This window comes from Nocardia sp. NPDC023733 (genome assembly GCF_040639775.1).
GTDB lineage: Bacteria > Actinomycetota > Actinomycetes > Mycobacteriales > Mycobacteriaceae > Nocardia > Nocardia rosealba.
Genome location: NZ_JBFAAN010000012.1, coordinates 1 through 25,895, shown reverse-complemented (window position 1 = coordinate 25,895; position 25,895 = coordinate 1). Strand labels below are relative to the sequence as shown.

General features: G+C 67.9%; 30 protein-coding genes, 1 pseudogene and 1 riboswitch. Of the genes and pseudogenes, 19 read left to right on the top strand and 12 right to left on the bottom strand.

Annotated features, from left to right (window positions below):
* The first annotated feature begins 183 nt into the window (after positions 1 to 183).
* The 4 genes from AB0F86_RS28885 (at position 184) to AB0F86_RS28870 (ending at position 5,332) form a co-directional block, all read left to right on the top strand.
* Positions 184 to 795: an FHA domain-containing protein gene (locus AB0F86_RS28885; RefSeq protein ID WP_225281387.1), complete on the top strand. Its 612-nt coding sequence runs from the start codon at positions 184 to 186 to the stop codon at positions 793 to 795.
* A 132-nt stretch (positions 796 to 927) separates the two neighbouring features.
* A complete protein-coding gene (locus AB0F86_RS28880; RefSeq protein ID WP_181700798.1) occupies positions 928 to 1,485 on the top strand; it encodes an anthrone oxygenase family protein in 558 nt (185 codons plus the stop codon).
* Positions 1,486 to 1,561: 76 nt separating this feature from the next.
* The gene (locus tag AB0F86_RS28875) at positions 1,562 to 2,497 is read left to right on the top strand and encodes a lipase (protein WP_356987502.1); all 936 of its coding nucleotides are present in this window, start codon (positions 1,562 to 1,564) and stop codon (positions 2,495 to 2,497) included.
* Between the two features lie 267 nt (positions 2,498 to 2,764).
* Positions 2,765 to 5,332, top strand: coding sequence for an ATP-dependent Clp protease ATP-binding subunit (locus AB0F86_RS28870; RefSeq protein WP_181700802.1), 2,568 nt, complete (start codon positions 2,765 to 2,767; stop codon positions 5,330 to 5,332).
* Between the two features lie 61 nt (positions 5,333 to 5,393).
* Here the strand turns inward: AB0F86_RS28870 and AB0F86_RS28865 are convergent, their stop codons facing one another.
* Positions 5,394 to 5,852 carry a DUF1877 family protein gene (locus AB0F86_RS28865; protein ID WP_356987503.1) on the bottom strand — a complete coding sequence of 153 codons (459 nt, stop codon included), beginning with the start codon at positions 5,850 to 5,852 and terminating at the stop codon, positions 5,394 to 5,396.
* Between the two features lie 125 nt (positions 5,853 to 5,977).
* Between AB0F86_RS28865 and AB0F86_RS28860 the strand changes: the two genes are divergently transcribed.
* Complete coding sequence (locus AB0F86_RS28860; RefSeq protein WP_181700806.1) at positions 5,978 to 6,625, top strand: VWA domain-containing protein; 648 nt, start codon at positions 5,978 to 5,980, stop codon at positions 6,623 to 6,625.
* A 10-nt stretch (positions 6,626 to 6,635) separates the two neighbouring features.
* On the opposite strand, the gene AB0F86_RS28855 is transcribed toward AB0F86_RS28860, so the two are convergent.
* Together AB0F86_RS28855 and AB0F86_RS28850 are read right to left on the bottom strand one after the other, a co-directional pair.
* A complete protein-coding gene (locus AB0F86_RS28855; RefSeq protein ID WP_356987504.1) occupies positions 6,636 to 7,295 on the bottom strand; it encodes a response regulator transcription factor in 660 nt (219 codons plus the stop codon).
* Positions 7,292 to 8,512 (bottom strand): histidine kinase, encoded by a 1,221-nt coding sequence (locus AB0F86_RS28850; protein WP_356987506.1) that lies wholly within the window; start codon positions 8,510 to 8,512, stop codon positions 7,292 to 7,294. The genes AB0F86_RS28855 and AB0F86_RS28850 overlap by 4 nt, the downstream gene beginning before the upstream one ends.
* A gap of 146 nt (positions 8,513 to 8,658) precedes the next feature.
* Between AB0F86_RS28850 and AB0F86_RS28845 the strand changes: the two genes are divergently transcribed.
* Positions 8,659 to 9,552 (top strand): ABC transporter ATP-binding protein, encoded by an 894-nt coding sequence (locus AB0F86_RS28845; protein ID WP_356987508.1) that lies wholly within the window; start codon positions 8,659 to 8,661, stop codon positions 9,550 to 9,552.
* Positions 9,549 to 10,409 (top strand): ABC transporter permease, encoded by an 861-nt coding sequence (locus AB0F86_RS28840; protein WP_356987510.1) that lies wholly within the window; start codon positions 9,549 to 9,551, stop codon positions 10,407 to 10,409. The genes AB0F86_RS28845 and AB0F86_RS28840 overlap by 4 nt, the downstream gene beginning before the upstream one ends.
* 6 nt (positions 10,410 to 10,415) lie before the next feature.
* Here the strand turns inward: AB0F86_RS28840 and AB0F86_RS28835 are convergent, their stop codons facing one another.
* Positions 10,416 to 10,868: a DUF4240 domain-containing protein gene (locus AB0F86_RS28835; RefSeq protein WP_356987512.1), complete on the bottom strand. Its 453-nt coding sequence runs from the start codon at positions 10,866 to 10,868 to the stop codon at positions 10,416 to 10,418.
* 37 nt (positions 10,869 to 10,905) lie between these two features.
* Positions 10,906 to 11,502 (bottom strand): TetR/AcrR family transcriptional regulator, encoded by a 597-nt coding sequence (locus tag AB0F86_RS28830; RefSeq protein ID WP_181700810.1) that lies wholly within the window; start codon positions 11,500 to 11,502, stop codon positions 10,906 to 10,908.
* 102 nt (positions 11,503 to 11,604) lie between these two features.
* Here AB0F86_RS28830 and AB0F86_RS28825 point away from each other — a divergent pair, with 102 nt between their 5' ends.
* Genes AB0F86_RS28825 through AB0F86_RS28810 form a run of 4 tightly spaced genes read left to right on the top strand, consistent with a single transcriptional unit; the run spans position 11,605 to position 13,571 of the window.
* Positions 11,605 to 12,258 carry an NAD(P)H-dependent oxidoreductase gene (locus tag AB0F86_RS28825; RefSeq protein WP_225281378.1) on the top strand — a complete coding sequence of 218 codons (654 nt, stop codon included), beginning with the start codon at positions 11,605 to 11,607 and terminating at the stop codon, positions 12,256 to 12,258.
* On the top strand, positions 12,255 to 12,575 hold the full coding sequence (locus AB0F86_RS28820) for a multidrug efflux SMR transporter (protein ID WP_181700811.1): 321 nt from the start codon (positions 12,255 to 12,257) through the stop codon (positions 12,573 to 12,575). The genes AB0F86_RS28825 and AB0F86_RS28820 overlap by 4 nt, the downstream gene beginning before the upstream one ends.
* Before the next feature lie 55 nt (positions 12,576 to 12,630).
* Complete coding sequence (locus AB0F86_RS28815; protein ID WP_356987514.1) at positions 12,631 to 13,077, top strand: SRPBCC domain-containing protein; 447 nt, start codon at positions 12,631 to 12,633, stop codon at positions 13,075 to 13,077.
* Between the two features lie 56 nt (positions 13,078 to 13,133).
* Positions 13,134 to 13,571, top strand: coding sequence for an OsmC family peroxiredoxin (locus tag AB0F86_RS28810; RefSeq protein ID WP_181700813.1), 438 nt, complete (start codon positions 13,134 to 13,136; stop codon positions 13,569 to 13,571).
* 4 nt (positions 13,572 to 13,575) lie between these two features.
* On the opposite strand, the gene AB0F86_RS28805 is transcribed toward AB0F86_RS28810, so the two are convergent.
* The 4 genes from AB0F86_RS28805 to AB0F86_RS28790 all read right to left on the bottom strand — a co-directional run bounded on the left by AB0F86_RS28805 (position 13,576) and on the right by AB0F86_RS28790 (position 15,559).
* The gene (locus AB0F86_RS28805; RefSeq protein ID WP_181700815.1) at positions 13,576 to 14,028 is read right to left on the bottom strand and encodes a hypothetical protein; all 453 of its coding nucleotides are present in this window, start codon (positions 14,026 to 14,028) and stop codon (positions 13,576 to 13,578) included.
* A gap of 36 nt (positions 14,029 to 14,064) precedes the next feature.
* On the bottom strand, positions 14,065 to 14,835 hold the full coding sequence (locus tag AB0F86_RS28800; protein ID WP_356987517.1) for a CbtA family protein: 771 nt from the start codon (positions 14,833 to 14,835) through the stop codon (positions 14,065 to 14,067).
* Positions 14,826 to 15,026 (bottom strand): CbtB-domain containing protein, encoded by a 201-nt coding sequence (locus AB0F86_RS28795; protein WP_067495667.1) that lies wholly within the window; start codon positions 15,024 to 15,026, stop codon positions 14,826 to 14,828. Before AB0F86_RS28795 ends, AB0F86_RS28800 begins: the two co-directional genes overlap by 10 nt.
* A 33-nt stretch (positions 15,027 to 15,059) precedes the next feature.
* Positions 15,060 to 15,209, bottom strand: a riboswitch (cobalamin riboswitch).
* 26 nt (positions 15,210 to 15,235) lie between these two features.
* Positions 15,236 to 15,559 carry an antibiotic biosynthesis monooxygenase gene (locus AB0F86_RS28790; RefSeq protein WP_067495664.1) on the bottom strand — a complete coding sequence of 108 codons (324 nt, stop codon included), beginning with the start codon at positions 15,557 to 15,559 and terminating at the stop codon, positions 15,236 to 15,238.
* A gap of 32 nt (positions 15,560 to 15,591) precedes the next feature.
* Here AB0F86_RS28790 and AB0F86_RS28785 point away from each other — a divergent pair, with 32 nt between their 5' ends.
* Positions 15,592 to 16,326, top strand: a complete 735-nt coding sequence (locus AB0F86_RS28785; protein WP_356987519.1) for an alpha/beta hydrolase — start codon at positions 15,592 to 15,594, stop codon at positions 16,324 to 16,326.
* A 114-nt stretch (positions 16,327 to 16,440) separates the two neighbouring features.
* Here the strand turns inward: AB0F86_RS28785 and AB0F86_RS28780 are convergent, their stop codons facing one another.
* Entirely contained in the window at positions 16,441 to 17,310 is an 870-nt protein-coding gene (locus tag AB0F86_RS28780) for an A/G-specific adenine glycosylase (RefSeq protein WP_181700824.1), read from the bottom strand.
* A 90-nt stretch (positions 17,311 to 17,400) separates the two neighbouring features.
* Here AB0F86_RS28780 and AB0F86_RS28775 point away from each other — a divergent pair, with 90 nt between their 5' ends.
* Positions 17,401 to 18,024: a carbonic anhydrase gene (locus tag AB0F86_RS28775; protein ID WP_181700825.1), complete on the top strand. Its 624-nt coding sequence runs from the start codon at positions 17,401 to 17,403 to the stop codon at positions 18,022 to 18,024.
* 71 nt (positions 18,025 to 18,095) lie between these two features.
* On the top strand, positions 18,096 to 18,770 hold the full coding sequence (locus AB0F86_RS28770; RefSeq protein WP_181700827.1) for a hypothetical protein: 675 nt from the start codon (positions 18,096 to 18,098) through the stop codon (positions 18,768 to 18,770).
* Positions 18,771 to 18,916: 146 nt separating this feature from the next.
* On the opposite strand, the gene radA is transcribed toward AB0F86_RS28770, so the two are convergent.
* Both radA and AB0F86_RS28760 read right to left on the bottom strand, forming a co-directional pair.
* Positions 18,917 to 20,317: a DNA repair protein RadA gene (gene radA / locus AB0F86_RS28765; RefSeq protein ID WP_181700828.1), complete on the bottom strand. Its 1,401-nt coding sequence runs from the start codon at positions 20,315 to 20,317 to the stop codon at positions 18,917 to 18,919.
* A 78-nt stretch (positions 20,318 to 20,395) separates the two neighbouring features.
* Positions 20,396 to 21,097: a hypothetical protein gene (locus tag AB0F86_RS28760; protein ID WP_356987522.1), complete on the bottom strand. Its 702-nt coding sequence runs from the start codon at positions 21,095 to 21,097 to the stop codon at positions 20,396 to 20,398.
* A gap of 352 nt (positions 21,098 to 21,449) precedes the next feature.
* Between AB0F86_RS28760 and carD the strand changes: the two genes are divergently transcribed.
* From carD to rlmB, 5 genes and pseudogenes are all read left to right on the top strand, one after another.
* A complete protein-coding gene (gene carD, locus AB0F86_RS28755) occupies positions 21,450 to 21,938 on the top strand; it encodes an RNA polymerase-binding transcription factor CarD (RefSeq protein ID WP_019044685.1) in 489 nt (162 codons plus the stop codon).
* Between the two features lies 1 nt (position 21,939).
* Positions 21,940 to 22,620 (top strand): annotated as a pseudogene (gene ispD / locus AB0F86_RS28750) (2-C-methyl-D-erythritol 4-phosphate cytidylyltransferase); the annotation flags it as partial.
* Positions 22,621 to 22,757: 137 nt separating this feature from the next.
* Entirely contained in the window at positions 22,758 to 23,228 is a 471-nt protein-coding gene (gene ispF, locus AB0F86_RS28745; protein ID WP_356987524.1) for a 2-C-methyl-D-erythritol 2,4-cyclodiphosphate synthase, read from the top strand.
* A gap of 105 nt (positions 23,229 to 23,333) precedes the next feature.
* Positions 23,334 to 24,737: a cysteine--tRNA ligase gene (gene cysS / locus AB0F86_RS28740; protein WP_356987526.1), complete on the top strand. Its 1,404-nt coding sequence runs from the start codon at positions 23,334 to 23,336 to the stop codon at positions 24,735 to 24,737.
* Positions 24,737 to 25,720, top strand: a complete 984-nt coding sequence (rlmB, locus tag AB0F86_RS28735; protein ID WP_225281369.1) for a 23S rRNA (guanosine(2251)-2'-O)-methyltransferase RlmB — start codon at positions 24,737 to 24,739, stop codon at positions 25,718 to 25,720. Before cysS ends, rlmB begins: the two co-directional genes overlap by 1 nt.
* The last annotated feature ends 175 nt before the right edge of the window (positions 25,721 to 25,895 follow it).

Sequence of the window (25,895 nt, the reverse complement as noted above, 5' to 3'; positions counted from 1 at the left end):
GATCAGGCACCGTGGCTTGCTCCTTCGTCGCCTACGCCACGGCGCCTGATCGTCGGGACGGCCGCCGACCGCCGCTTCGCGGCGATCCCTCCTCGAGGTCGGGATGTGCGGGGGCGGGGGCGCGGTCTGGAAAGATAGACTGATGGTTGTGCGCAAGGTGTTTCGAGTCTTGGGAGATGTGCGGTGAGCTCCTTTCTTCGGTACACCGACAACACCGGGCGCCAGCATGAATTGCCGCTGGACCCCGCGCAGCAGCGGATCACCATCGGGCGCAACGTTCAGGCCGATCTCGTGCTCGCGTGGGATGCCGAGGTGTCCCGGTTGCATGCCGCGGTAGAACACCTCGGTGCGCACTGGACGATCATCGACGACGGGCTGTCGCGCAACGGGACGTTCGTCAACGGTGAGCGGTTGGTCGGCAGGCGCAGGCTGAGCCCGGGTGACCGCATTCGTGTCGGCACCACGCTGGTGCATTTCTTCGATTTCGGTGGTGTCGTCGACGACGCCACGCATACCGCCTCCGGTTCCATCCCCACCATGCGTTCGCTGACCGAAACCCAGCGCGCGGTGCTGATCGCCCTGTGCCGTCCGTACAAGCACGGCACCGGATTCGCGACGCCCGCGTCGAACCAGCAGATCGCCGAGGAACTCTTCCTGTCGATCGACGCGATCAAAACCCACCTGCGTGCCCTTTTCGCGAAGTTCGGGGTGGAGAATCTGCCGCAGAACCAGAAGCGCACCCGGCTCGCCGCCCTTGCGATGCAGAGCGGAATGATCTCCGACCACGAGTTGTGAGCCTCGCGGTCGGCGGTGCGCGCCTCGCTTAGGTGGCCGAGCGTCTGAACGATGTCGGCGACGGCCGTCCTGCGGTTGACTGAGTCCTGTCACCGGAGTGCGACTCCGGATTCGAGTCAGGAGTTGGTTCCCATGTCGGCCATTCGTTTGTCCTCGCTGGTTCTCGCGATGCTCAGCACCGGCCTCGTCGCCGGTGTGTTCTACGCCTACGCGATCTCGGTGATGCCCGCCCTGGCGCGCACCGGAGACCGCACGCTGATCGAGGTCATGCAGAAGATCAACGTGGTGATCATCAACCCCTGGTTCATGTTCGGCTTCCTCGGTACGGTCGGCTTCACCGCCCTCGCGGCCGCGCTGCACCTGGGCGGCGATCATCGCGCCACGCTGATCTGGATCGGAATCGCATTGGTGCTCAACGTGATCGCCTTCGCGGTCACCGCCGGGCAGAACGTGCCGCTCAACGATGCCCTGGCCGCGGCGGGTGACCCGGCGACGCTGGCCGACACCGCCTCGGTGCGCGCGGATTTCGAAGCGGCGTGGGTGCGCTGGAACATCCTGCGGGCGGTGCTGCACACGGCGGCGTTCCTGGTGCTGTGCGGTGCGCTGTTCGCCGCGGGTGTGCAGCAGGGCAAGTCGAACGCCGCCGCCCCGTTCCCGGGACAGAGCGTCTCCCACGCGCTGGTGCGCTGAATCGCTCCGTAGTGCCACGCGAAGGCTGGAACGTGTTCCATGATGACTGGAACACGTTCTAGTCAGGGGTGGTTCCATGCGAAGTAAGTCGATGCTCGTTCTAGCCGTCGCCATACTGCTCGGTCTCGTGGGGGCAGGTGGTGCGGCCGCCGGCCCCCACCCGGTCGACTACAACTTCTTCGCGGGCATCGCGCCCGAGCTGACGAACCCGGGCGGTGCGCTGCCCGGGGCGAACGACCCGAATTGTGTTCCCACACCGGAACATCCGAACCCGGTCGTCCTGCTGCACGGCACCGGCGGTGGGGCGCAGACGAATTGGGGCGTGTACGCCCCGCGGCTGGCCAACGAGGGCTACTGCGTGTTCGCCCTCACCTACGGCGCGTACGCGCTGCCCTGGCCCGTCTCGGCCATCGGCGGAATGCGTCCCATCGAGCAGAGTGCGGCGGAGGTGTCGGCCTTCGTCGACGGTGTCCTCGCGCGCACCGGCGCCGAACGAGTCGACCTCGTCGCCCACTCGCAGGGCAATATCGTCGGCAACTACTACCTCAAGCGACTCGGCGGCGGGGAGAAGGTCGGCACGCTGGTCGGAATCGCGCCGCCCTGGCTCGGCACCAACGCGTTCGGCGCGGGCGATATCGCCCACTTCAGCCGGGCCCTCGGCGCGGGACCGGTCTTCGACGCCGCCACCGGCTCGCTGTGCCAGGCCTGCGCGCAGATGTTCAGCGGTTCGCCGTTCATGACCGCGCTCAATGCCGACGGGGTGTACGACCCGCGCGTCACCTACGTCAATATCGTCACGGTCCTCGACGAGCTCGTCGTGCCGCACACCTCCGGCCTGGTGCCCGGTCCCAACACCACCTCGGTCGTCGTGCAGGACGGTTGCGCGCAGGACTGGTCCGAGCACATGGCCATCGCGGGCAGCCCGCGTGCCGCCGGTCACGCCCTCAACGCCCTCGATCCGGCCAGGCAGGCGCCCGTGCCGTGCGAGTTCGTGCCCCCGTTCACCGGCTGACGGCGATTTCGCTGTAGGCAAAACTGGAACGGAAACGAATGCCGCGACGTGCGCGTTGTGAGTGAATGACCAAGTTGTCACCGGTCCCCAATAGGGTGGAGCGGCGACGGCGGAATCCCCTGCCAACTAGAGTGGATGGCGGGGGCCGCAACCCCCGGGCTTCATGGCAGGCTGACGGCGACAGTTGTCGCCTCCGGCGCCCAAGGTTGTACCGAGCACACAGCGGCGTCTGTTGCCAGAATGTCGGAGCAGGAGAGTGAGGGAGCGATGTTCGAGAGGTTCACCGACCGCGCGAGGCGTGTCGTTGTCCTGGCCCAAGAAGAGGCCCGGATGCTCAACCACAACTACATCGGCACCGAGCACATCCTGCTTGGGTTGATCCACGAGGGCGAGGGCGTGGCGGCGAAGTCGCTGGAGTCCCTTGGCATCTCGCTGGAGGGTGTGCGCAGCCAGGTCGAGGAGATCATCGGGCAGGGCCAGCAGGCGCCGTCCGGTCACATCCCCTTCACCCCGCGTGCGAAAAAGGTGCTGGAACTGAGTCTGCGCGAGGCGCTGCAGCTCGGTCACAACTACATCGGCACCGAGCACATCCTGCTCGGCCTCATCCGTGAGGGTGAGGGCGTCGCGGCCCAGGTGCTCGTCAAGCTCGGCGCCGACCTGAACCGGGTCCGTCAGCAGGTCATCCAGCTGCTGTCCGGGTACCAGGGCAAGGAGCCCGTCGAGGGCACCGGCTCGCGCGGTGAGGCGGGTACGCCGTCCACCTCGCTGGTGCTCGACCAGTTCGGTCGCAATCTCACGCAGGCGGCGCTGGAAGGCAAGCTCGACCCCGTCATCGGCCGCTCGAAGGAAATCGAGCGCGTCATGCAGGTGCTGAGCCGCCGCACCAAGAACAACCCGGTGCTGATCGGTGAGCCCGGTGTCGGTAAGACCGCCGTCGTCGAGGGCCTGGCACAGGCCATCGTCAACGGTGAGGTCCCCGAGACCCTCAAGGACAAGCAGCTCTACACCCTCGACCTGGGTTCCCTGGTCGCGGGCAGCCGCTACCGCGGTGACTTCGAAGAGCGCCTCAAGAAGGTGCTCAAGGAGATCAACACCCGCGGCGACATCATCCTGTTCATCGACGAGCTGCACACGCTCGTCGGCGCGGGTGCTGCCGAAGGCGCCATCGACGCGGCCTCGATCCTGAAGCCGAAGCTGGCCCGTGGCGAGCTGCAGACCATCGGTGCCACCACCCTCGACGAGTACCGCAAGTACATCGAGAAGGACGCCGCCCTGGAACGCCGTTTCCAGCCGGTGCAGGTGGGCGAGCCGACCGTCGAGCACACCATCAACATCCTCAAGGGTCTGCGCGACCGCTACGAGGCGCACCACCGGGTCTCCATCACCGATGGCGCTCTCGTGGCCGCCGCGACGCTGGCCGACCGCTACATCAACGACCGGTTCCTGCCGGACAAGGCGATCGACCTCATCGACGAGGCGGGCGCGCGCATGCGCATCCGCCGGATGACCGCGCCGCCGGACCTGCGCGAGTTCGATGACAAGATCGCCGACGCCCGTCGCGAGAAGGAAAGCGCGATCGACGCGCAGGACTTCGAGAAGGCCGCGCGCCTGCGCGACAAGGAGAAGCAGCTCGTCGCCAAGCGCGCCGAGCGGGAGAAGCAGTGGCGTTCGGGTGACCTGGACGTCGTGGCCGAGGTCGACGACGAGCAGATCGCGGAGGTCCTGGCCAACTGGACCGGTATCCCCGTCTTCAAGCTCACCGAGGAGGAGACCACCCGTCTGCTCCGCATGGAGGACGAGCTGCACAAGCGGATCATCGGCCAGGAGGATGCCGTCAAGGCCGTCTCCAAGGCGATCCGCCGCACTCGCGCCGGCCTGAAGGATCCGAAGCGTCCGTCCGGTTCGTTCATCTTCGCCGGTCCGTCCGGTGTCGGTAAGACCGAGCTGTCCAAGGCGCTGGCGAACTTCCTGTTCGGCGACGACGACGCGCTCATCCAGATCGACATGGGCGAGTTCCACGACCGCTTCACCGCTTCTCGTCTGTTCGGTGCCCCTCCCGGGTACGTGGGCTACGAGGAGGGCGGCCAGCTCACCGAGAAGGTGCGGCGCAAGCCGTTCTCGGTGGTGCTGTTCGACGAGATCGAGAAGGCGCACCAGGAGATCTACAACACCCTCCTGCAGGTGCTCGAGGACGGCCGTCTCACCGACGGTCAGGGTCGTACGGTCGACTTCAAGAACACCGTGCTGATCTTCACCTCGAACCTTGGCACCTCCGACATCTCCAAGGCTGTCGGCCTGGGCTTCACCCAGTCCAACGCCGAGGGCTCGAACTACGAGCGGATGAAGCTCAAGGTCAACGACGAGCTGAAGAAGCACTTCCGCCCCGAGTTCCTCAACCGCATCGACGACGTGATCGTCTTCCACCAGCTCACCAGCGAGCAGATCGTGCAGATGGTGGACCTGATGATCAACCGTGTCGCCAAGGCGCTGAAGAACAAGGACATGGCGATCGAGCTGACCGACCAGGCCAAGAGCCTGCTCGCCAAGCGCGGTTTCGACCCGGTCCTGGGTGCGCGTCCGCTGCGTCGCACGATCCAGCGCGAGATCGAGGACCAGCTGTCGGAGAAGATCCTCTTCGGCGAGATCGGCGCGGGCCAGACCATCACGGTCGGCGTCGAGAACTGGGACGGCGAAGGCCAGGGCGAAGACGCCAAGTTCACCTTCACCGGCAAGACGAAGCTGACCAAGGCACCCACGGGCGACGACAAGCCCGAGGTCGTCCTCACCGGAGCAGCCGAGGGCACCGCCCCCGACACCGCCGCCTCCGGCGAGTAACCAGCTGAACGAAAAGCCCACCTTCTGAACTCGGAAGGTGGGCTTTTTCGTTGCCGAGCGGTCATTGGAACAGCGCGACGGCTTGAGAGTTCTGTTCGGCGGCGAAGATGAAGAAGGTGCGGAGTGCTTCGTAGTTTTCGCGGAGGAATTCTCGGCAGAAATCGGTGTCCCAGATTTCGGGGTAGACGTCGTTGTCGTCCATGGCTGCCGGGTCGAAATGTCGTTCGAGGACGCTGTAGGGCGTGGCTGTGAGGGTGTGGGCGGCGGTGGTGATCTCGGCGGCTGTCCATATCTTGGTTGCGCCGTCGCCCGCCCAGGGATCGAGGTCGCCGAAGAGGTCGAGGTCGATATTCGCGGCCTCGAGCAGGTAGCGCAGGCCGTCCCAGGCCTTGTCGATGTCGCCGGTCGGTTCGCCGGGGTGGTCGAGCTGGTCGATCAGGTCGAGGGCGGCTTCGGCATCGGCGGTGATGCGGGCGGCGTCGGCGTCGGAAATTCGGTGGAATGCGAGAACTGGGCCCATGGGAGCGAAGGTAGGAATGCGAACTTGGAGATACCTTTCGAGCCGCTTTTCACGGCCTCCGGCAGGCGAATTCGCGGCGTACCGTTGGTTGGGCCAGTCCACACGACACGGGGGTGTTCACGCACATGACTGATTCCGATCGCACGCTCATCGCTGTTCTGCTCGACCGTTCGGGTTCGATGCAGACGATCAAGGCCGATACCGAAGGTGGGTTGGCCGCGTATTTCGAGCAGCAGCGGGAGGTGCCGAAGCGGATCGAGGTGACCTTGGCGCAGTTCGACACCACCTACGAGGTGGTCTATTCGAATGTGCCGCTGGATCAGGTGCCCCCGCCGAATCTGCTGCCGCGTGGCGGGACCGCGCTGTACGACGCCGTCGGCAAACTCGTCACCAGCGTCGGTGAGGAGCTCGCGGCCCGCCCCGAGCACGAGCGCCCCGGCACGGTGATCGTCGTCGTCCTCACCGACGGCCACGAGAACTCCAGCCGCGAATGGACCCACGCGGCGGTCAAATCCCTCATCACCCAGCAACAGGAGGTCTACAACTGGACCTTCGTCTTCCTCGGCGCCAACATGGACGCCGTCGAAGTAGGCTCCAACCTGGGCTTCGACCCCGGCTCCTCCATCACCTACGCCCCCGTCGCAGGCGGCGTCCGAGGCGCCTTCGACGCCCTCTCGGCCTACTCGGCCCGCGCCCAAGCCGCCCCCGCCGGAATGGCCCGCCGCGCCCGCTTCTCCGAGGACGAACGCCGCCGAGCGGGTACGGACAGCTGACCCGAAGACACTACTGCCAGCCGGGGCGGACGAGGCCGGATTCGTAGGCGAGGACTACGAGTTGGGTGCGGTCGCGGGCGGCCAGTTTGGTGAGGATGCGGCTGACGTGGGTGCGGGCGGTGGCGGGGCTGAGGTAGAGGCGGGCGGCGATTTCGGCGTTGGTGAGGCCCTCGGCCACCAGGGTGAGGACCTCGCGTTCGCGGTCGGTGAGGTCGGCGAGGGCGGGTGGGGGTGGTTGTTTGGCGTGGGTGGCGAATTCGGTGAGCAGGCGACGGGTGACGCCGGGGGACAGGAGCGCGTCGCCCGCCGCGACGACCCGGACGGCGCGGAGCAGGTCGGCGGGTTCGGTGTGTTTCACCAGGAAACCCGTGGCACCGGCGCGGATCGCCTCGAAGACGTATTCGTCGAGTTCGAAGGTGGTGAGCACGACGACGCGCACGTCGGCTAGCTGCGCGTCGTCGGCGATCAGGCGGGTGGCGGCCAGCCCGTCGAGGACGGGCATGCGGATGTCCATCAGCACCACCGAGGGCTCCAGCGTGCGTGTCATCCGCACGGCCTGCTCGCCGTTCTCGGCCTCGCCGACCACCTCGATGTCGTCCTGGGCGTCGAGCAGTGCGACGAAACCACCGCGCACCAGCGCCTGATCGTCGGCGACAAGCACCCGGATCATGTCTCTGCCCCGGCCGGCCGGGAGGGCAACCGCGCGGCCACCCGGAACCCACCGGACGGCCGGGGTCCGGCGGTGAGCGCCCCGCCGAGCGCATGCGCCCGTTCCCGCATGCCGATGATCCCGTTTCCGCCGATCCCGGTGCGCACGGCGGTACCGGTAGGGCGGGTGTTGTCGACGGTGATGTCGACCGTTTCGGGCGTGTAGCGCAGGGTGATCATCGCCGTGGACCCCGGCGCGTGGCGCACCACATTGGTCAGCGATTCCTGGATGATCCTGGCGGCGGCCACGTCGATCACACTCGGCAGCTTCTTGGGGGTGCCGATGACCTTGGTGTCGACGGGCAGGCCGGTCGCCCTGGTCCGTTGCAGCAGGGTGTCGAGGTCGTCGAGGGTCGGTGCCGGGGCACGCGGTGCGGGTGCCGGAACCGGCTCGGCCGCAGGGGTTTCGGGGTATTCGGGGGCGACGGGTCCGCCGCTGCGGATCGCGTGCAGCAGCGTGTGCACCTCGGTCAGCGCTTCTTTGGAGGTGGTTTTGATCGTGGCCAGCGCGGCGGCGGCCTGCTGTGGTTTGCGGTCGAACAGTTCCAGCGCCACCGAGGACTGCACATTGATCAGCGAAAGGCTGTGTGCCAGGACGTCATGCAGCTCGCGGGCGATGGCGAGCCGTTCCTCGGACGCGGCCCGCGCCTGCTGGGCCTGTTCGTCGCGTTGCGCCGCCTCGGCCCGCTCTCGGCGCGCGAGCACCACCGTGCGCCGCTGACGTATTCCCTCGGCGATTCCGACCAGCACACCGAGCCAGGCCAGCAGGCCGAAAACCTGCCAGCCGTTGGTGTCGCGGCCGAGCAGAGCGGGCAGTGGCCACACCATCGTGAGGTAGCCGACGACGACCAACGGGTAAGTGCGCCAGCGTGATCCGTGCACGGCGGCGGTCAGGAACGCGATGATGAGGGAAAGGAAGATCGGCCCGTACCCGTAGTCGCGCAGCACGTAGGACACGGCGGCGAGCAAGGCCACCACCAGCACCGGCTCGGGGAGCAACCGCCGGAAGCCGAGCGCGATCGGCCCGGCCAGCAGCAACAGGTACGCGAACGCGTCGAGCGAACGCACCCCGGTCTGCTGCGCGTTCGCCCCGGAACTGCCTGCCAGCTGCACTATCGCGACCACCACCGCCAGCCCCCAGTCCCGGACGGCCGCGTCACGCTCCCACTTCGCTCCCACCCACGCAACCCTATTGCGTCACCCGGGCAGAAGCGTCGGCCTACGCACGTATTTTTCCCGGACCCCCACGTACATCGCGCGACGTAGGCCCGAACGAGCCGCGCGACGGATGTGCGGACACCCCTTCGGCGCGGATCGTCTTACGCATGAACGAATCAATCGTGGTCACCACCGGGTTGACCAAACGCTATGGCGAACACCTCGCGGTGGACGCGGTGAGTATGCGGGTCGGGACCGGGGAGATCTACGGTTTCCTCGGTCCCAACGGCGCGGGCAAGACGACGACACTGCGCATGCTGGCCGGCCTCGTCCGGCCGAGCGCGGGCACCGCGACGGTCCACGGCAGCGCCCCCGGCGCCCCGGAGGCGCTGCGCCGGGTCGGGGTGCTGATCGAGGGCCCGGGCTTCTACCCGTACCTGTCGGGTCGCGACAACCTGCGCGTTCTCGCCCGCTACCGCGGACTCGGCGACCGCGAGGTCACCCAGGCGCTGGCCCGCGTCGACCTCACCACCCGCGCCGACGATCGCTTCCGCACCTATTCCCTCGGCATGAAGCAGCGCCTCGGAGTCGGTGCGGCCCTGCTCGGCGATCCCGATCTGCTCGTCCTCGACGAGCCGACCAACGGTCTCGACCCGGCCGGACTGGCCGAAATGCGTTCGCTCATCGTCGATCTCGCGGCAGAAGGTCACACCGTGTTGCTGTCGAGTCATCAGCTCATCGAGGTGCAGGAAATCTGCCATCGGGTCGGGGTGATCTCCGGTGGACGTCTGCTCGCCGAGTCGACGGTCGCCGAATTGCGCGGCACCGCATCGCTGCTCGTGCGTGCCGAACCGGTCGACGTGGCCGTCGAGGCGGTCCGCGCGGTGTCCGACGCGCCGGTGCGTGTGAGCGCCGAGGGCATTCGGATAGCGACCACGACGGCGATGGCGCCTGCTGTGGCGCGAGCTGTCGTGCAGGCGGGTGTGGACCTGCTCGAGCTGCGTGTCGACGAGAAATCCCTGGAAGAAGTCTTCTTCGAGCTGACGGAGGTCGCGAAATGACCAGCACTACAAGAGATCTCACGGCAAGTATCAGGGCCGAGTCGCTGCGTCTTCGGCGCTGGCCGACCTTCTGGATCGTGCTCGGCACATGGATCGTGCTGAATCTGACCTTCGCCTACCTGTTCAACTATCTGGCCTATCGCTCCGGTGAGAGCGGTTCCATGTCCGACGGATTGCCGCGCGACGTGCTGCTCGGCCGGCTCGTGCCCGCCGCCGTCCCCGAGGTGTTCACCCAGGGTATGGCCATGTTCGGTGGTGCGCTGATGCTCGTCCTCGGTGCGCTGGCGGTGGGTAGCGGGTACGGCTGGGGGACGTGGAAGACCGTGTTCACCCAGGGGCCGGGTCGCGCGAACGCGGTCGGTGGGCTGCTGCTCGGCCTGCTGGTGACGGTGGTCGTCCTGGTGTGTGCCGCGTTCGTCGTCGACCTCGGTGTCGCGTCGCTCATCGCGGTGACGGAAGGTCAGCCGGTCACGCTGCCCGCGCTCGACCGATCCCTTCTCGGAATCCTCACCGGCACGGCCATTTTGAGTATGTGGACCGCAGCGGGCGCCTTCATCGGCGCCGTGGCCCGTGGCCCCGCTCTCGCTGTCGGGCTCGGCCTGATCTGGGTTCTCGTCGTCGAGAACCTGCTGCGCGGGGTCGCGGGAATCCTCGGCCCCGTCGAAGCGGTCACCGATCTGCTTCCCGGTACCGCCGCAGGTTCACTGGCCGGGGCGATGCGCACGGAGGACGGTCCGGCCACGCCTGGTGTTCTCGACATCCTGACCCGCGGCGAGTCCCTCGTCGTCCTCGCGGTCTACGTGACGATCTTCGCGGCGGGAACCATCTGGCTCATCTCCCGCCGCGACCTCGCCTGACCCCGATTACGACCACCCGGCCGGGTTCGACGCCGTCTCCCTGGAGATTCCCGAATTCCGGTCGGGGAAGGTCCCGAACCGGTCGCTGTGCAGGTGGGCGAAGAAATAACCCATCTGCCCACATTCCCCGTGGGATCGCACGGCCGCCGGATCGGCCACAGCCGCGCGGTAGTAGTCGCGACCCATCGCGACGATGAAGCCGCGGCGATAGAGGAACCCGTCGTCGGACCCGCCGATCACCGCGTGGATATCGGCACGGTCGATGTCGTAGAGCGCGCGCTCGGCCACCCGGTCCAGCGCGGTGAGCTCCGCGCTGGTGAAATCAGCACTGAGCGCGCGTAATTCGGCCAGGAACTCGTCGAGTCGCTCCTCGGTGCGTGGCGCACCGCAGGCACCCCAGGCGGATTCGATCATGGCCCAGAACCGGTCGACTTCGGCATCGGTAGGAAGTGTCCTCACCCGCGCGACGGTAGCCGTAGCCACCGACACATCGCGCCTACCCGGCCCCGAGCAACCGGTGAGCGAGGACCGACAAACCTGCCGTGATCTGCTCCGGGGACAAGCCGCGTTCGCGCTGCTGAAGGTAGACCTCGGCCGCCAAGGGGGCCAGGACGGTATCGATCAGCGAATCAGGCTGGGGGATACCGGCTTCGACGAGCAGGGCCCGCACGTGCAGTGCCCAGAACCCGTAGGCGCCGGTGGCGAAGCGGGCCCCGCCGGTCTCGGCGCCGAGCACCAGATGTGCGTGGGCGCTGAGCAATTCGATCATCGCGGCATAGAACGCGGCGAGGCGCTCGGCGGGGGGCGCGCCCGGGCCGAGCGGGGGTTCGCCGCGCAGGAGTTGCTCCTGGACGGCGCGTTCGTGTTCGTCGAGCAGGGCGACGGCGATGGCGTTGCGGTCGGGGTAGCGGCGGTAGAGGGTGCCCCGGCCGACGCCCGCGGCCTTGGCGATGTCGTCCATGGTGACGGTGCGCGGGTCGCGGGTGGCGAAGAGATCGGCCGCCGCGGCGAGCACTTTGGCGCGGTTGCGGGCGGCATCGGTGCGTTCGGGTGGTGGTGCCGTGCCGGTGAGCAGGTCGGATCGAGGCTCCATGGGGTCGACTCTAACCGAGAAACACAAATGTGGACAAGGTGTCCATTTGTGTTCTATCGTCGAACCAAGCGGACACAATGTCCGGTTATTGAAAGGCTCGATATGACCCACCTGCTGCACCTCGACGCCAGCGCCAGGACCAATTCCCTCAGCCGCAGGCTCGGCGCGGAATTCGTGCGGGCCTGGCGCGAAGCGGAGCCCGGGGGCGACTACACCTACCGCGACCTCGCCACCGACCCCGCACCGTTCATCGACGAAGGGTGGACCGAGCTGTGCGATGCCGTCCTCGCGGCGGGGAGTACCGATCTCGATCGCCTGCCGGACCTCGCCGTCACGCCCGCCGCCCGCGCCGCATGGCGCATCGTCGAACCCCTGCTCGCGCAATTGCTGGCCGCCGACGTCATCCTCATCGGCACCCCGATGTACAACTACTCGATCCCCGCCACGCTCAAGGCCTGGCTCGATCAGGTGACCTTCCCGCGTATGTCGCTGGGGCACAGGCGCTTCGTCGTCGTGTCCGCCCGCGGCGGCGCCTACTCGCCCGGTGCGCCGAAAGCCGCGTTCGACTATCAGGAGCGCTACCTGCGCGACTTCTTCGCAGGCCATTACGCCGTCACCGACACCGTTTTCGTCAATGCCGAACTGGCCAACGCTGTCTCGGACCCCAACCTTGCCCACCTGCGTACCGAGCACGAGGCCTCACTCGACGCCGCCATCGCCGAAGTACGCCTGCTCGCAAAGGATTACACGCGATGAACTGGATCCTGCTCGGCGTGGCCGGGCTGGTCGAAATCGCCTGGTCGCAGACCATCAAACCCACCGAGAACTTCACCAGACTCGGCCCGACCCTGCTGTGCATCGCGCTCGGCTCGCTGGCGGTCTACCTGCTCTCGCGCGCCATGCAGACCCTTCCGGTCGGCACGGCATACGCGGTGTTCACCGGGATCGGCGCACTCGGAGCGATCGGTCTCGGCGTGCTCGTGCACAAGGACCCGCTCAGCGCGGGCCGGGTCTTCGCCCTATCGCTGATTCTCGGTGGCATCGTGCTCGCGCGCGTCACCAACCCCGAGTGACCCTGTGGCACACCCGATGCGGGCTCGGCGGGCACTTGACCGGTAGGGTCGGCTGATGGACCAGCCAGTTCGCCCCCCGGACCTGTCCACTCGGCCCCACGAGCTCACCGTCGAGCGAGTCATGAAGGCCCAGCCGAGCCTGCTGTACGCGGCTTGGACCCAAGGCCTCGACCTGTGGCTGGCCGTCCCCGGATCGGTTCTGATGCGACCCGCCGTGAACGAGCCCCTCTATTTCGACACCGGCTCGGCCGAGAAACGCAACCCGCACTACGGCCGCATCCTCACGCTCGAAGCCAACCGCCGGATCGAGTTCACCTGGGTCACCGCCGCGACCGAAGGGGTGGAGACCGTGGTCGCCGCCGAATTCCTGAAACAACCACGCGGCATCAGGTTGCGGCTGCGGCACTCCGGTTTCCCCACCGCCGCCATCCGTGACCTGCATCAGCAGGTGTGGCCGGAGAAGCTGGAACGCCTCGACGAAGTGACGAGTATCCCGGTCTGAGCTCACGTAGGTTCGGTATCGCACACACATTTCTCGACTGAGGCGAAAGGAACGTGATGGCGATTCGTAGCGCACGCACACTCTGGGCAGGCGGGCTGCAGGACGGCTCAGGGCAGGTCGAGCTGGTCAGCTCCGGTCTCGGCAAATTCGACGTGTCCTGGCCCCGGCGCACGGCCGACACCGCCGAGGGCACCAGCCCCGAAGAGCTGATCGCGGCCGCGCATTCGTCGTGCTACTCGATGGCGCTCTCGGCCGAGCTCGCCAACGTGGGCGGTACCACGGAGAGCCTCGACGTCACCGCCGACGTGACCCTCGGCCCCGACCCGGCGGGCGGTTTCCGGATCAGCAAGATCAAGCTCACCGTGCGCGCCGTCGCCTCGGGGATCGACGCCGAGGGCTTCTACACCGCGGCGACCGCGGCCAAGAACGGCTGCCCGGTGAGCAAGGCGCTCGCCGGTGTCGCCGAGGTGGAACTGGACGCCGAACTCATCTGAACACTCACCGCTGGGTGAACCAGCGGTGCGCCGCCGGGGTGTACATCGCCGGAATCGCGATCACCACCGCGAGGATGTGCACCGCCCGGCAGGCGACGAGGACAGCTGAATCGGGCGCGAGCCCACCGAACAGGGCGCCGAAATCGTCGGTGGAAAGCAGCACAGCCAGCGGTTCGATGATGAGCGAGACCAATCCGATCATCCCGATACCGACGGTGAGCAGGGCCCGCGACACCCGGCTGCCGTTGGCCATGTGCATCGCGACCCCGAGCACCACCAGGTAGATGGCCAGCCGGGGCAGCAGACCCGTCGCGGTGGCGCCCAATTCGGTCCCACCGCGCACGGCACGCAGCAGTCCTTCGGCGACTCCGGCGGCCAGCGCGGTGACCAGCCCGGCGAAGGCCACGCGCACCGCGCCCGGACGGGCGACGGAAACAGAGAAGGCAGTGTCGGTCATGATGCCGACACTGCCCTCCCGCGGTACTCACGAGGATCACCCCGAGGTAGCGACCTCGCGTGCTACCGGAGTGCTACGCGCGCTCGACCATTCGGTGAGCGCGGCGAACGCCAGTCCCAGAGCCGCCCACAGGGTTGCGGTTTCGGCCAGCGAGGCCACCCGGAACTGCCACAGCAGCGTCGCCGGGAAATCGTCGGAGACCTCGTTCACCCCCGGCAGCAGCACGTAACCGACCGTGGTGACCAGCACGAACGCGGCTACCGCGGCAACGATCCGGAACGAGTCGAGCTGACCGGCCAGCGCGCGATAGGCCGCGACGGCCGCCGCGACCGCGAGCAGGCCGAGCACGACGACGGCCACCCACAGCCAGGTGCGCTGGTCGATGGTTTCCGGGTCGCCGACCGCCGGTGGATTGGCCGGGTACTTGAAGAACGGCACCGCGACGATCGCCACCCACGCGAATCCCGCTGCGGTCAGCGACAATCGGGGGCCGCTCAGCGCGGTGAAACGGCGAGCCACGTTCACCACGGCGGCGAAGATCGCCCCGAACGCCATACCGGCCAAGGCGAGCGCGAGGAACTGACCCGCCTGCTGCCCCGATCGGCTGACCAGCGGTTCTTCATCGTGCGCCTGGTCCTCGACGGTCCCGTGCGAATGCCCGCCGGAACCGGCTTCCTCGATGGCGATCGCCGCCTCGATATGGGGCTCACCGATGAAATAGCCCACTGTCGCGGCCAGCAGACCGGCGATCAGACCGGCCAGCAGACCACGTAACAGCAGGGTTTTGAAGGATCCGGTCAGTGGCACGGGACACCGAGCAGGTGACGTCCGTCGTGCATCAGCTCGTGCAGGAACATCCCGCTACGCGAGACGGCCCCCTGATCGAAACCGACCAGGTACAGCGTGAGCAGTGCAAGAAGAACGACACCGACCGTGACCAGCACGGTTGCCAGGGTGTCGAGGCCGGTAGACCGGCTGGGTGAATGCGCGATAGCCATTCGGGTCCTCCTCCGGGATGCGCGTCCCGCGATCGAAGCGATAGGCGAGGATGCCGATGTCTGGCTGTCCGCACCGGAATCCGGCACGGAATACAGTGGCGCGACCGCTCCGGAATCTCACCGGATTACCGCGCACCCTCGCGTAATTTCCCTCGAACTGTGACAGCCGCCGCCAGGGCGCGTCAATACATCCAGGGGAAACGCCCCGATCAGGACTTCGCGGGCACGTCCAGCACGACCTCGAATTCGAGCAGCGACGCACCGGTCGACACCGGCTTGGGCCGCTCACCGTCGGCACCGTGACCGGCGTGCGCCGCGCGGGCCGGGCCGTCACGCCACGCGGCGAACGACTCCTCCGAATCCCACTGCGTCACCACGAAATACCGGTTGTCACCGGCCACCGGACGCAGCAACTGGAAGCCGAGGAACCCGGGCGAGTTCTCCACCGCGTGGGCCCGCGCGGCGAACCGCTTCTCCAGCTCCGGGCCCGCGCCCTCGGGAATCTCGATCGCATTGATCTTCACAACAGCCATGAGTCGACTGTATACGGGGCAGAATCGGGTGCGTGCTGTACGACGAAGGCGGGGTCGGGGTGCCGATTCTGCTGCTACACGGTCTGATGGGAAGCGCGCGTACCTGGTCGGATCAGGTGCCGTGGCTGCGCGAGTTCGGTCATGTCCACACCTTCGACGCCGCGGGTCACGGTCGTGTTCCGCCCGCCGAGCTCAGCACCGAGGCGTTCGTCGCCGACCTCGCCGCGCACACGGCGGCGATCACCGAACCGATGATCGTGATCGGGCATTCGATGGGTGCGCTGCACGGGTGGGTGTTCGCGGCGACCCATCCCGAGCGGGTCCGCGCGATCGTCGTCGAGGACATCGCCCCGGACTTCACCGGCCGCACCGCCGCCCACTGGGCCGAACTCATCCACTCCTGGCCGCAACCCTTCCCCGACGAGCAGGCCGTGATCGACTATTTCGGGCCGGTGGCCGGGCGGTACTTCCTGCGGGCATTCACCGAATCGAGCGGCTACCGGCTCCACGGCGAGGTCGACACCTTCCGCGCGATCTCCGAGGAATGGGGAACGCGCGACTTCTGGGACGAATGGAAATCGCTGCGCGTTCCCGCATTGCTCATCGAGGGCGAGCACACCATCACCCCGGCTGGGCAGATGCGGACGATGGCCGAGGTGCATCCGGACGCGGAGTACGTGCGAGTTCCCGGGGCGGGGCACCTGATTCACGATGAGCGGCCCGAGGAATACCGCGCGCACGTCGAACGGTTTCTGGCGCGGGTCTGAGCCGCAGCCTGGTCGGACGGCTTCTGGTGCGGGGCTGGGTGTCTACCCTCGAGGAAGTCCCCACGCCGCACCCTGCCCCTGGCCTGCAAGCAGGTCGAACGGTACCGGCGGATATCAGGCGCCCTCGCCGGCCAGGGCGAACAAACCGTCCTCGGTCTGCTCGATGAGCCCGTCGACCAGCAGCGAATCCAGCGCCCGAGCTCGCTGACCCGGGTCGCGCGTCCAGGCCATGTCCAGCCGCACCCGCTCGACCGGCCCCGACGCATCACGCAGCACATCGAGCAGCCTGCCGCGCGCCTGCCGATCGGTGCCCTCGTACTTCTGCACCTTGCGCACCACCTCGGCGGCCGGCCTGCCCGCGTCGACCCAGGCGCAGCGCGGCAGCGGGCAGTTGCCGCAGTCGGGGTTGCGGGCCGTGCAGACCAGCGCGCCCAGTTCCATCAGCGCCGCCGAGAACTTCGCGGCCCGCGGCACCGAGGTGGGCAGCAGCGCCTCGGTTTCGGCGAGATCGCGCGAGGACGGATTACCGGGTTCACGGCCGTGCACCGCCCGCGCCACCACGCGGCGAACATTGGTGTCCACCACCGGAACTCGCTGCCCGTACGCGAAACACGCCACCGCGCGCGCGGTGTAGGCGCCGATACCCGGCAGGCTCAGCAGGACGTCGACATCGGCCGGAACCACGTCGCCGTGCTCGGCGGCCAGCACCCGCGCGCACTCGTGCAACCGCAGTGCCCGGCGCGGATAACCGAGCTTGCCCCACGCCCGCAGCACCTCGGCCTGTGACGACGCCGCCATCGCCGAGGGCACCGGCCAGCGCGCCACCCACTCACGCCAGATCGGCTCCACCCGCACCACGGGTGTCTGCTGCAGCATGATCTCGCTCATCAGGATGTGCCAGGCGGTCGCCTCCGGCCGCCGCCACGGCAGGTCACGCGCCCGCTCGGTGAACCAATCCAGCAGGACCTCGGCGTCGATACTCACTGTTCCCGTTCCATCTCTGCCAGGCCGACTTTGCCGAGGCGTAACAGCGCAGACTCGCTGGTAACCGATAGCGTGTGCACAATGGTCGGTATGCCTGGTTCTAATCCGATAAGTGCCTGGAAGTCGCTGCGCGAGGGCAACGAGCGCTTCGTCAACGACACTCTGCTGCATCCTAGCCAGGGCGCAGCAGACCGGGCCAAGCTCGTGAACGGACAGCGACCGCACGCCATCCTCTTCGGCTGCGGCGATTCGCGCGTAGCCGCCGAACTGATCTTCGACCAGGGTCTCGGCGACATGTTCGTGGTGCGTACCGCAGGCCACGTCGTCGACTCCTCGGTGCTCGGCTCGATCGAATACGGCGTCGAGGTGCTCAACGTGCCGCTGATCGTGGTCCTCGGCCACGACAGCTGCGGCGCGGTGAAGGCCACGATCGACGCGCTCGACGGCGGCGCCGTCCCCGGCGGCTTCATTCGCAGCGTGGTCGAGAAGGTGACCCCCTCGATCCTGCTCGGCCGCCGCGAAGGGCTCACGACGGTCGACGACCTCGAGGCCCGGCACGTGGTGGAGACCAGCAAGCTGCTCATGGAACGCTCGATGATCATCTCCCAGCGCGTCGCCACTGGTCAGTGCGCGATCGCGAGCGTCACCTACCAGTTGTCCGACGGTCGCGCGCATCTGCGCCGGGTGGTCGGCAATATCGGCGAGACGGTCTGAATCGGGCGGTAAGCGCCCGACACGCCGAGGTCATCGAGCGCGCCCTCGCGCGCTGCGCTTACCTTTGAAGCGTGCTGGAACCGAATGGACCGCTGCCACCGGAGATCTACTGGCGTCGTCGCGCGCTGGCCATCGGCGTCATCGTCGTCGCGCTCGCGATCGTGGTCTGGCTGGTCACGATGGTGGCGCGCGGTGGTGATTCGTCCGGTTCGGGCGCGGCCGCGTCCTCGACGACGGTCGCGAGCACGTCCCAGACCAGCAGTGCGACCAGTAGTGCGACGGCAAGCAGTTCGGTGACCAGCACGTCGGCGGCACCGTCGTCGACCACGTCCGCCGCCCCGGAGCCCGCGGCCCAGCCGTGTAGCGATCAGTCGCTGGCGCTGAAGGTGACGGTCAACCAGCCGACCTACCGGGTGGGTGATCAGCCGGGCTTCGGCACCGTCATCACCAACATCTCCACGGCCGCGTGCTCGCGCGATCTCGGCGCGGGCCCGCAGTTCCTCGTCTTCACCCTCGACGGGCAGCGCAGGCTGTGGGCGAGCAACGACTGCACCCCGGACGGGCCGCCTGAGGTGAAGACCCTGAAGGCGGGCGAACAGCTGTCGTACAAGGGCACCTGGTTCGGCACCACGTCCCAGCCACAATGCGCGGGGGAGCGGTTGCCGGTCCCGGCGGGTGCGTACATGGTTGTCGCACAGCTCGGTTCCATCCGCAGCGCGGCCGAACCGTTCAACCTGGCCGACTGAATACCGTCCGACCGGGCATTATGCGGATGCGCTGTAAATCACATGTCCAAGACGGCTGATTTGCAGAATTCGCAGGACGGGCGGCCGTGTCAACGGCTGTTACCGCCGAAATGCCGAATTCGACCGGAAAGCGCGGTTTGCCGGAGTTATTCCACGGCCGCAGGCTCGCGGGGTGCCCGGGATTTGCGGAGTTCGGCCAATCGGAGCGCCGAACGCAGGTCGCCGACCTCGTGGATGCGCATCGAACCGCTCTTGGACTTCTCCGAACCCGGCGGTACCAGGGCGGTGGTGAAGCCCAATCGCTCGGCCTCGGCCAGGCGGCGGCCGAGCCCGGTGATCTTGCGGACTTCACCCGCCAGGCCGACCTCACCGAGGATCACCCAGCCCGCGGGCAGGGCGATATCGGCCTCGGCGCTGGCGATGGCCAGGGCGATGGCGAGGTCGGCGGTCGGCTCGACCAGTCGCATGCCGCCGACGGTCGCCGCGTACACGTCGTGCTTGCCGAGGAACACCCGTCCACGGCTCTGCAGCACCGCGAGCACCATGGCCACCCGGTTGTAGTCCAGGCCGCTCACCGCGCGACGCGGCTGGGGGATCTCGGTCTTCACCGTGAGCCCCTGCACCTCCGCGACCAGCGGACGTTTGCCGTCCATCGCGACCGTCACCGCTGTGCCGGGTACGGCATCGGTGCGGTGATGCAGGAACAATCCGGACGGATCGTCGACGCAGGCGATGCCGTCCTCGTGTAGTTCGAAACAGCCCACTTCGTCGGCGCTGCCGAAGCGGTTCTTGATGCCGCGCACCATGCGCAGCGAGGAGTTCTTGTCGCCCTCGAACTGCAGCACCACGTCCACCAGGTGCTCGAGCGTGCGCGGACCGGCCACATTGCCGTCCTTGGTGACATGCCCGACCAGCAGCACCGCGATCCCGCTCGCCTTGGCCAGTGAGGTGAGCGCCGCCGTCACCGCGCGTACCTGGGTGACACCGCCGATCACGCCGTCGACCTCGGGGGCGAGCATCGTCTGCACCGAGTCGACGACCAGCAGCGTCGGCCGCACCTGCTCCACGTGCCCGAGCACGATCGACAGGTCGGATTCCGCCGCGAGATACACCCGGTCGTGCACAGCCCCGGTCCGGTCGGCACGCAAGCGCACCTGACCCGCCGACTCCTCCGCCGTCACATACAGCGCGGTCTCGTCGCGCTGGGCGGCCCACCGGAACGCGACCTCGAGCAGCAGGGTCGACTTGCCGACGCCCGGTTCACCCGACAGCAGCACCACCGATCCCGGCACCACCCCACCGCCGAGCACCCGGTCGAGCTCGCTCACCCCCGTCGACCTGGCCTGGGTGACCTTCGCGTCGATCTGCGACAGCGGCGCCGCCGCCGTGCTCGGCAGCATGGCCCGGCGCCCCGGCGCCGCCGCGGAGGCCGAGACCGCCACCTCGTTCACGGTGCCCCACGCACCGCAATCAGGGCATTTGCCAACCCATTTCGACACCTCGTGCGAACACGAGGTGCAACGGAAAACAGCTTTGGTCTTGGCCACACGCGCACCCTACGGATCGGGTCCGACAACAAGAAAAGCCGCCGCGAAGTTCGCGACGGCTTTTCTCGACAGCTGGTCTCAGTGACCGCCGCCCGCGCCCTCGGGCGCCGGGCCGGACTTCTCGTTCTCGACGCGCTCGGAAGTGGCGGCGTCGACCGGAACGGCCACCTGCACGGTGCCCGCGTCCTTGAAGTTGAAGGTGACCGTGTAGGTCAGGCCGGGGGTGATGTTCTCCGTGAGGCCGGTGATCTCGATGCTCGCCGGCTCGGCGGCGGCGTCGCTGGCGCTCGAGTTACCGCCACCAGGAGCTGTGGTCGGTGCCGCGGTGGTGGTCGGTGCGGCCGTGGTGGTGCCGTGGTGATCGCCGGTCTCGGCCGCGGCGGTGACGCTCGGCGGGCCGACCAGCACGGTCTCCTGCGGCTTCAGCTCGAACTTGCCACCGGCCGGGCCGGTGATCTTGATCGGGCCGAGGTCGGTGCTCACGCTGGTGAGCTCGTCGGTGACGGTCTCGCTGCCGTTGATGATCGACAGGGCGAGGACGGCCTTGCCGCCCTTCTGGTGCTCCGCCGCCGCCTCGGGGTACACGATGTGCACGTTGCGCAGGGAGATGTCGCCGACATCGGCGTGGTTGCCGTTGATGGCGGCGGCCTGCGACGAGGTCTGGGTGTGCTGGCCGGCACTGCAGCCGGTCAGGGCGATGCCCGCGGCAGCGGCGAGCGCGGCAACCGTCACCATGCGACGTCGCGCCGACGGGGCGGTCACAGCTTTCAGGGCAGTCACGGTTTGTCCTCCATGTCGACCGGGCTCACTCCGTTCCACACGGGGACCGGAGGGTAGTAACTAGGCAGCGTAGTAGTTCGCTTCGCGCGCGTGGCGTCGGGGCTCGCGACGCGCGGGTACGGAAGTAACAGTTCGGTGTCCCGGACGTGGTTGCCACGTCGATGCCGGACGGCCGAAGTGCGAATACCGGTCGTTGTGCTGGTGGTTAACCTGTTCTGGCGCAACACGATGCACAACAATTCTTGATTGTCAACCCCTGGGATGTCCTCGTTGTGGCCCTGACCTGCACAGTTGATCGCGCCGTTACCGAGTCGCATGTTAAACTGTGAACATCGAAAGGGGCACGGGACACATGATTTTTAAGGTCGGAGACACCGTCGTTTACCCCCACCACGGAGCGGCGCTGATCGAAGCAATCGAGACCCGCACCATCAAGGGTGTGCAGAAAGAGTATCTGGTCCTGAAGGTCGCGCAAGGCGACCTGACCGTTCGCGTTCCCGCAGAAAACGCCGAATACGTCGGCGTGCGCGACGTCGTCGGCCAGGAAGGTCTCGACCGCGTCTTCCAGGTGCTACGCGCGCCACACACGGAGGAGCCGACCAACTGGTCCCGCCGTTACAAGGCCAACCTCGAGAAGCTCGCCTCCGGCGATGTGAACAAGGTGGCCGAGGTCGTCCGCGACCTGTGGCGTCGTGAGCAGGATCGCGGCCTGTCCGCCGGTGAGAAGCGGATGCTGGCCAAGGCGCGTCAGATCCTCGTCGGTGAGCTCGCGCTCGCCGAGGGCACCGACGACGGCAAGGCCGAATCGCTGCTCGACGAGGTCCTCGCCGCGGCCTCGTAGTGTGCGACCTGTCGTAGCACTGGTTCCTGCCGCCGGTCGTGGCGTGCGCCTGGGTGAACCCACCCCGAAGGCGTTCGTCCCGGTCGGCGGTACACCTATGGTCCGGCTGGCCGTCGATGGGCTGATCGCGTCCGGTGCTGTGCACCGGGTGGTCGTGGTCGTACCCGCCGAACTGGTCGACGCCGCGTCTGCCTTGCTGTCCACCACTTCGCTGACCGGCGGTTCGATGCCCCCTGTGCCGGTGCAGGTCGTCGTCGGCGGCGCCGAGCGCACGGATTCGGTGCGCGCGGGCATCGCGGCCGCACCCGACGCCGGGTACTACCTCGTGCACGACGCCGCCCGCGCGCTCACCCCGCCCGAACTCATCGCGCGCGTCGCCACCGAACTACAGGCAGGCAGCCCGGCCGTCGTGCCCGCCCTGCCCGTCGTCGACACCGTGAAATCGGTCGACGACGCGGGCGTTGTCACCGGCACACCCGACCGCGCCGACCTGCGCGCCATCCAGACTCCCCAGGGCTTCGACGCCGAATTGCTGCGCCGCGCCTACGCCACCGACGTCGGCGCGACCGACGACGCGGGCCTGGTCGAACGCCTCGGCGTCGCCGTGCACACCGTCGCAGGCGACCCACTGGCCTTCAAGATCACCACGCCACTCGACCTGACCCTCGCCGACGCCGTCCTCGCCCGGCGACGCGATGCCACCTCGGCCGACGCCACAGCGTCACAGGTCGAGCCGGGGTCCACGCCCGCTGCCGAGTCCGCACCCGTCGGCGGCTCCGCACAGCTCGGTCACTCTGCCGTCCGGACCGAGGTCGCTGGATGAGAGTCGGCATCGGGAGCGACGTGCACCCCATCGAACCTGGTCGTCCCTGCTGGATGGCCGGTCTGCTGTTTCCCGACGTCGACGGCTGCGCGGGCCACTCCGACGGTGATGTCGCCGTGCACGCGCTGTGCGACGCACTGCTCTCCGCCGCCGGCCTGGGCGACGTGGGCGCCGTCTTCGGCGTCGGCCGCCCCGAATGGGCCGGCGTGACCGGCGCCGCCATGCTCACCGAAGTCCGCAGACTCCTCACCGACGACGGTTACTCCGTCGTCAATGCCGCCGTGCAGGTCATCGGCAATCGCCCGAAGATCGGCCCGCGCCGCGCCGAAGCGCAAAAAGTACTCGGCGAATTACTCGACGCGCCGGTTTCGGTATCCGGAACCACCACCGACGGGCTCGGATTGACCGGGCGCGGTGAGGGTGTCGCCGCCATCGCGACCTGTCTGCTGGAGTGTTCGCAGCCCTGACGGGCCATCCCACCCGACCGCCCCACCGTTGCCGCCAGGAAACGCGGCGAGCCACGAACCGGCCGGTCAACCCCACTCTCATCCCACCGACTAGGATCGAATGCCGTGACCTTGCGCCTTTTTGACACCGACACGCGGACCATGCGGGAATTCACCCCGCTGGTCCCCGGCCGTGCCTCGGTGTATCTGTGTGGTGCCACCGTGCAGGGTCAGCCCCATATCGGGCATGTGCGCAGCGGCGTCGCGTTCGACGTGCTGCGCCGCTGGCTGCTGGCACACGACTACGACGTGCGGTTCATCCGCAATGTCACCGATATCGACGACAAGATCCTGAACAAAGCCGCCGAGGCGGGCAGGCCGTGGTGGGAATGGGCGGCCACGCACGAGCGCGCGTTCGATTCCGCCTACGAAACCCTCGGTGTGCTTCCACCGTCGGCCGAACCGCGCGCCACCGGGCACATCACCCAGATGGTCGCCCTGATGAAGCGGCTGATCGAGCGCGGGCATGCCTACGCCGCCGAGGGCGATGTGTATTTCGATGTGGTGAGCTGGCCGAATTACGGTGAACTCTCCGGCCACAAACTCGACGACGTGCACCAGGGCGAAACCCCCACCCGCGGCAAACGCGACCCCCGCGATTTCACTCTCTGGAAAGCCGCCAAACCGGGCGAGCCGAGCTGGCCTTCGCCGTGGGGCCCCGGTCGCCCCGGCTGGCACCTGGAATGCTCCGCGATGGCCGAGTTCTATCTCGGCCCCGAATTCGATATTCATTGCGGCGGAATGGATTTGATCTTCCCGCACCACGAGAACGAGATCGCCCAGTCGAAGGCGGCAGGCGACGGTTTCGCGCGTTACTGGCTGCACAACGGCTGGGTGACGATGGGCGGGGAGAAAATGTCGAAGTCGCTCGGCAATGTTCTCTCGGTGCCGAATGTGCTCACCCGCGTGCGGCCGGTGGAATTGCGTTTCTATCTCGGCAGCGCGCATTACCGTTCGATGCTCGAATACTCCGACAAGGCACTCGACGACGCGGTCGCTTCCTATCAGCGCATCGAGGCTTTCGTGCGGCGGGCGCACGATCGGGCCGGTGCGGTGCCGGTCGGCAAATGGACCGACGCGTTCGCCGCCGCGCTCGACGACGATCTGGCGATCCCCAAGGCGCTCGCCGAGATCCACCACGTGGTGCACGAGGGCAATCGCGCCATGGAATCGGGCGCACTCGACACGGCGGCCGAACTGGCCGGGCAGGTGCGGGCGATGCTCGGCATCCTCGGCGTCGACCCGTTCGACGAACACTGGTACACCCCCGCCGACAATTCGGCGGCGCTCGACGCGCTCGACGTGCTGGTCCGCTCGGAGCTGGACCGCCGGGCGAGCGCGCGGGCCGACAAGAACTGGGCAGAAGCCGATGCCGCACGGGATCGGCTCATCGCGGCGGGTATCGAAGTCACCGATACCCCGCAGGGGCCGGAATGGTCGCTGGGCGCAGCTAGCGGAAAGGCGAACTGATGGCAGGCAATTCACAGCGACGCGGAGCGATTCGGAAGGGCGGCACCAAGAAGGGTGCTGTCGTCGGTTCCGGCGGCAGGCGTCGTCGCGGCCTCGAAGGGCGCGGCGCGACCCCGCCCGCGGTCGAACGCACCAAGCATCCCGCCGCCAAACGCGCGGCCGCCGCGGCCAAAGCCAAAGCGGCACAGGGTCGTCCGACCGGCAAGTCCGGTGTGCCGCGCGCCGGCCGCAAGTCCGACGACGGTCCCGAGTTGGTCCTCGGCCGCAATCCGGTGCTCGAGTGCCTGCGCGCGGATGTGCCCGCGACCGCGCTCTACGTAGCGGTCGGCACCGAGAACGACGACCGCCTCACCGAGAGCGTGCAGCGCGCCGCCGACCTCGGCATCTCCATCCTCGAGGTGCCACGCACCGACCTGGACCGGTTGAGCGCCAACGGATTGCACCAGGGCGTGGCACTGCAGGTGCCGCCGTACCGGTACGCGCACCCCGACGACCTGATGGACCGGGTGAAGTCGACCGCCGAACCCGCGCTGCTCGTCGCCCTCGACAACATCACCGACCCGCGCAACCTCGGCGCGGTCATCCGCTCGGTCGCCGCGTTCGGTGGTCAGGGTGTGGTGATCCCGCAGCGTCGCAGTGCGGCCGTCACCGCGGTGGCGTGGCGGACCAGTGCGGGTGCGGCGGCGCGTCTGCCCGTTGCGCGCGCGACCAACCTGACCCGCACGTTGAAGGACTGGGCGTCTCAGGGTATCCAGATCGTCGGGCTCGACGCGGGTGGTGATACGGCACTCGACGATTTCGACGGCAGTGTGCCGACGGTGGTTGTTGTCGGGTCCGAGGGTAAGGGTCTGTCGCGGCTGGTCCGGGAGACCTGTGACTCGATTTTGAGTATTCCGATGGCGGGGCCGGTCGAGTCGTTGAACGCTTCGGTGGCTGCTGGTGTGGTGTTGGCTGATATCGCTCGGCAGCGTCGACTGGGGTGAGGTGCTGTAGGGCGGGGGGTGCTGCTTTGTAGCGTGCCCGGCTCTTTTTGGATTGCGCCCATGAGGTGCTGGCTGTGTTTTTGGAGCGCTGGCGCGCTCGAGCGCGGCCCCTGAGGGGCCGCGCGAACAGCGCTCGAGACTTGCGCTTCGCGCGTGCGCTTCGAGCGCTGTTCGC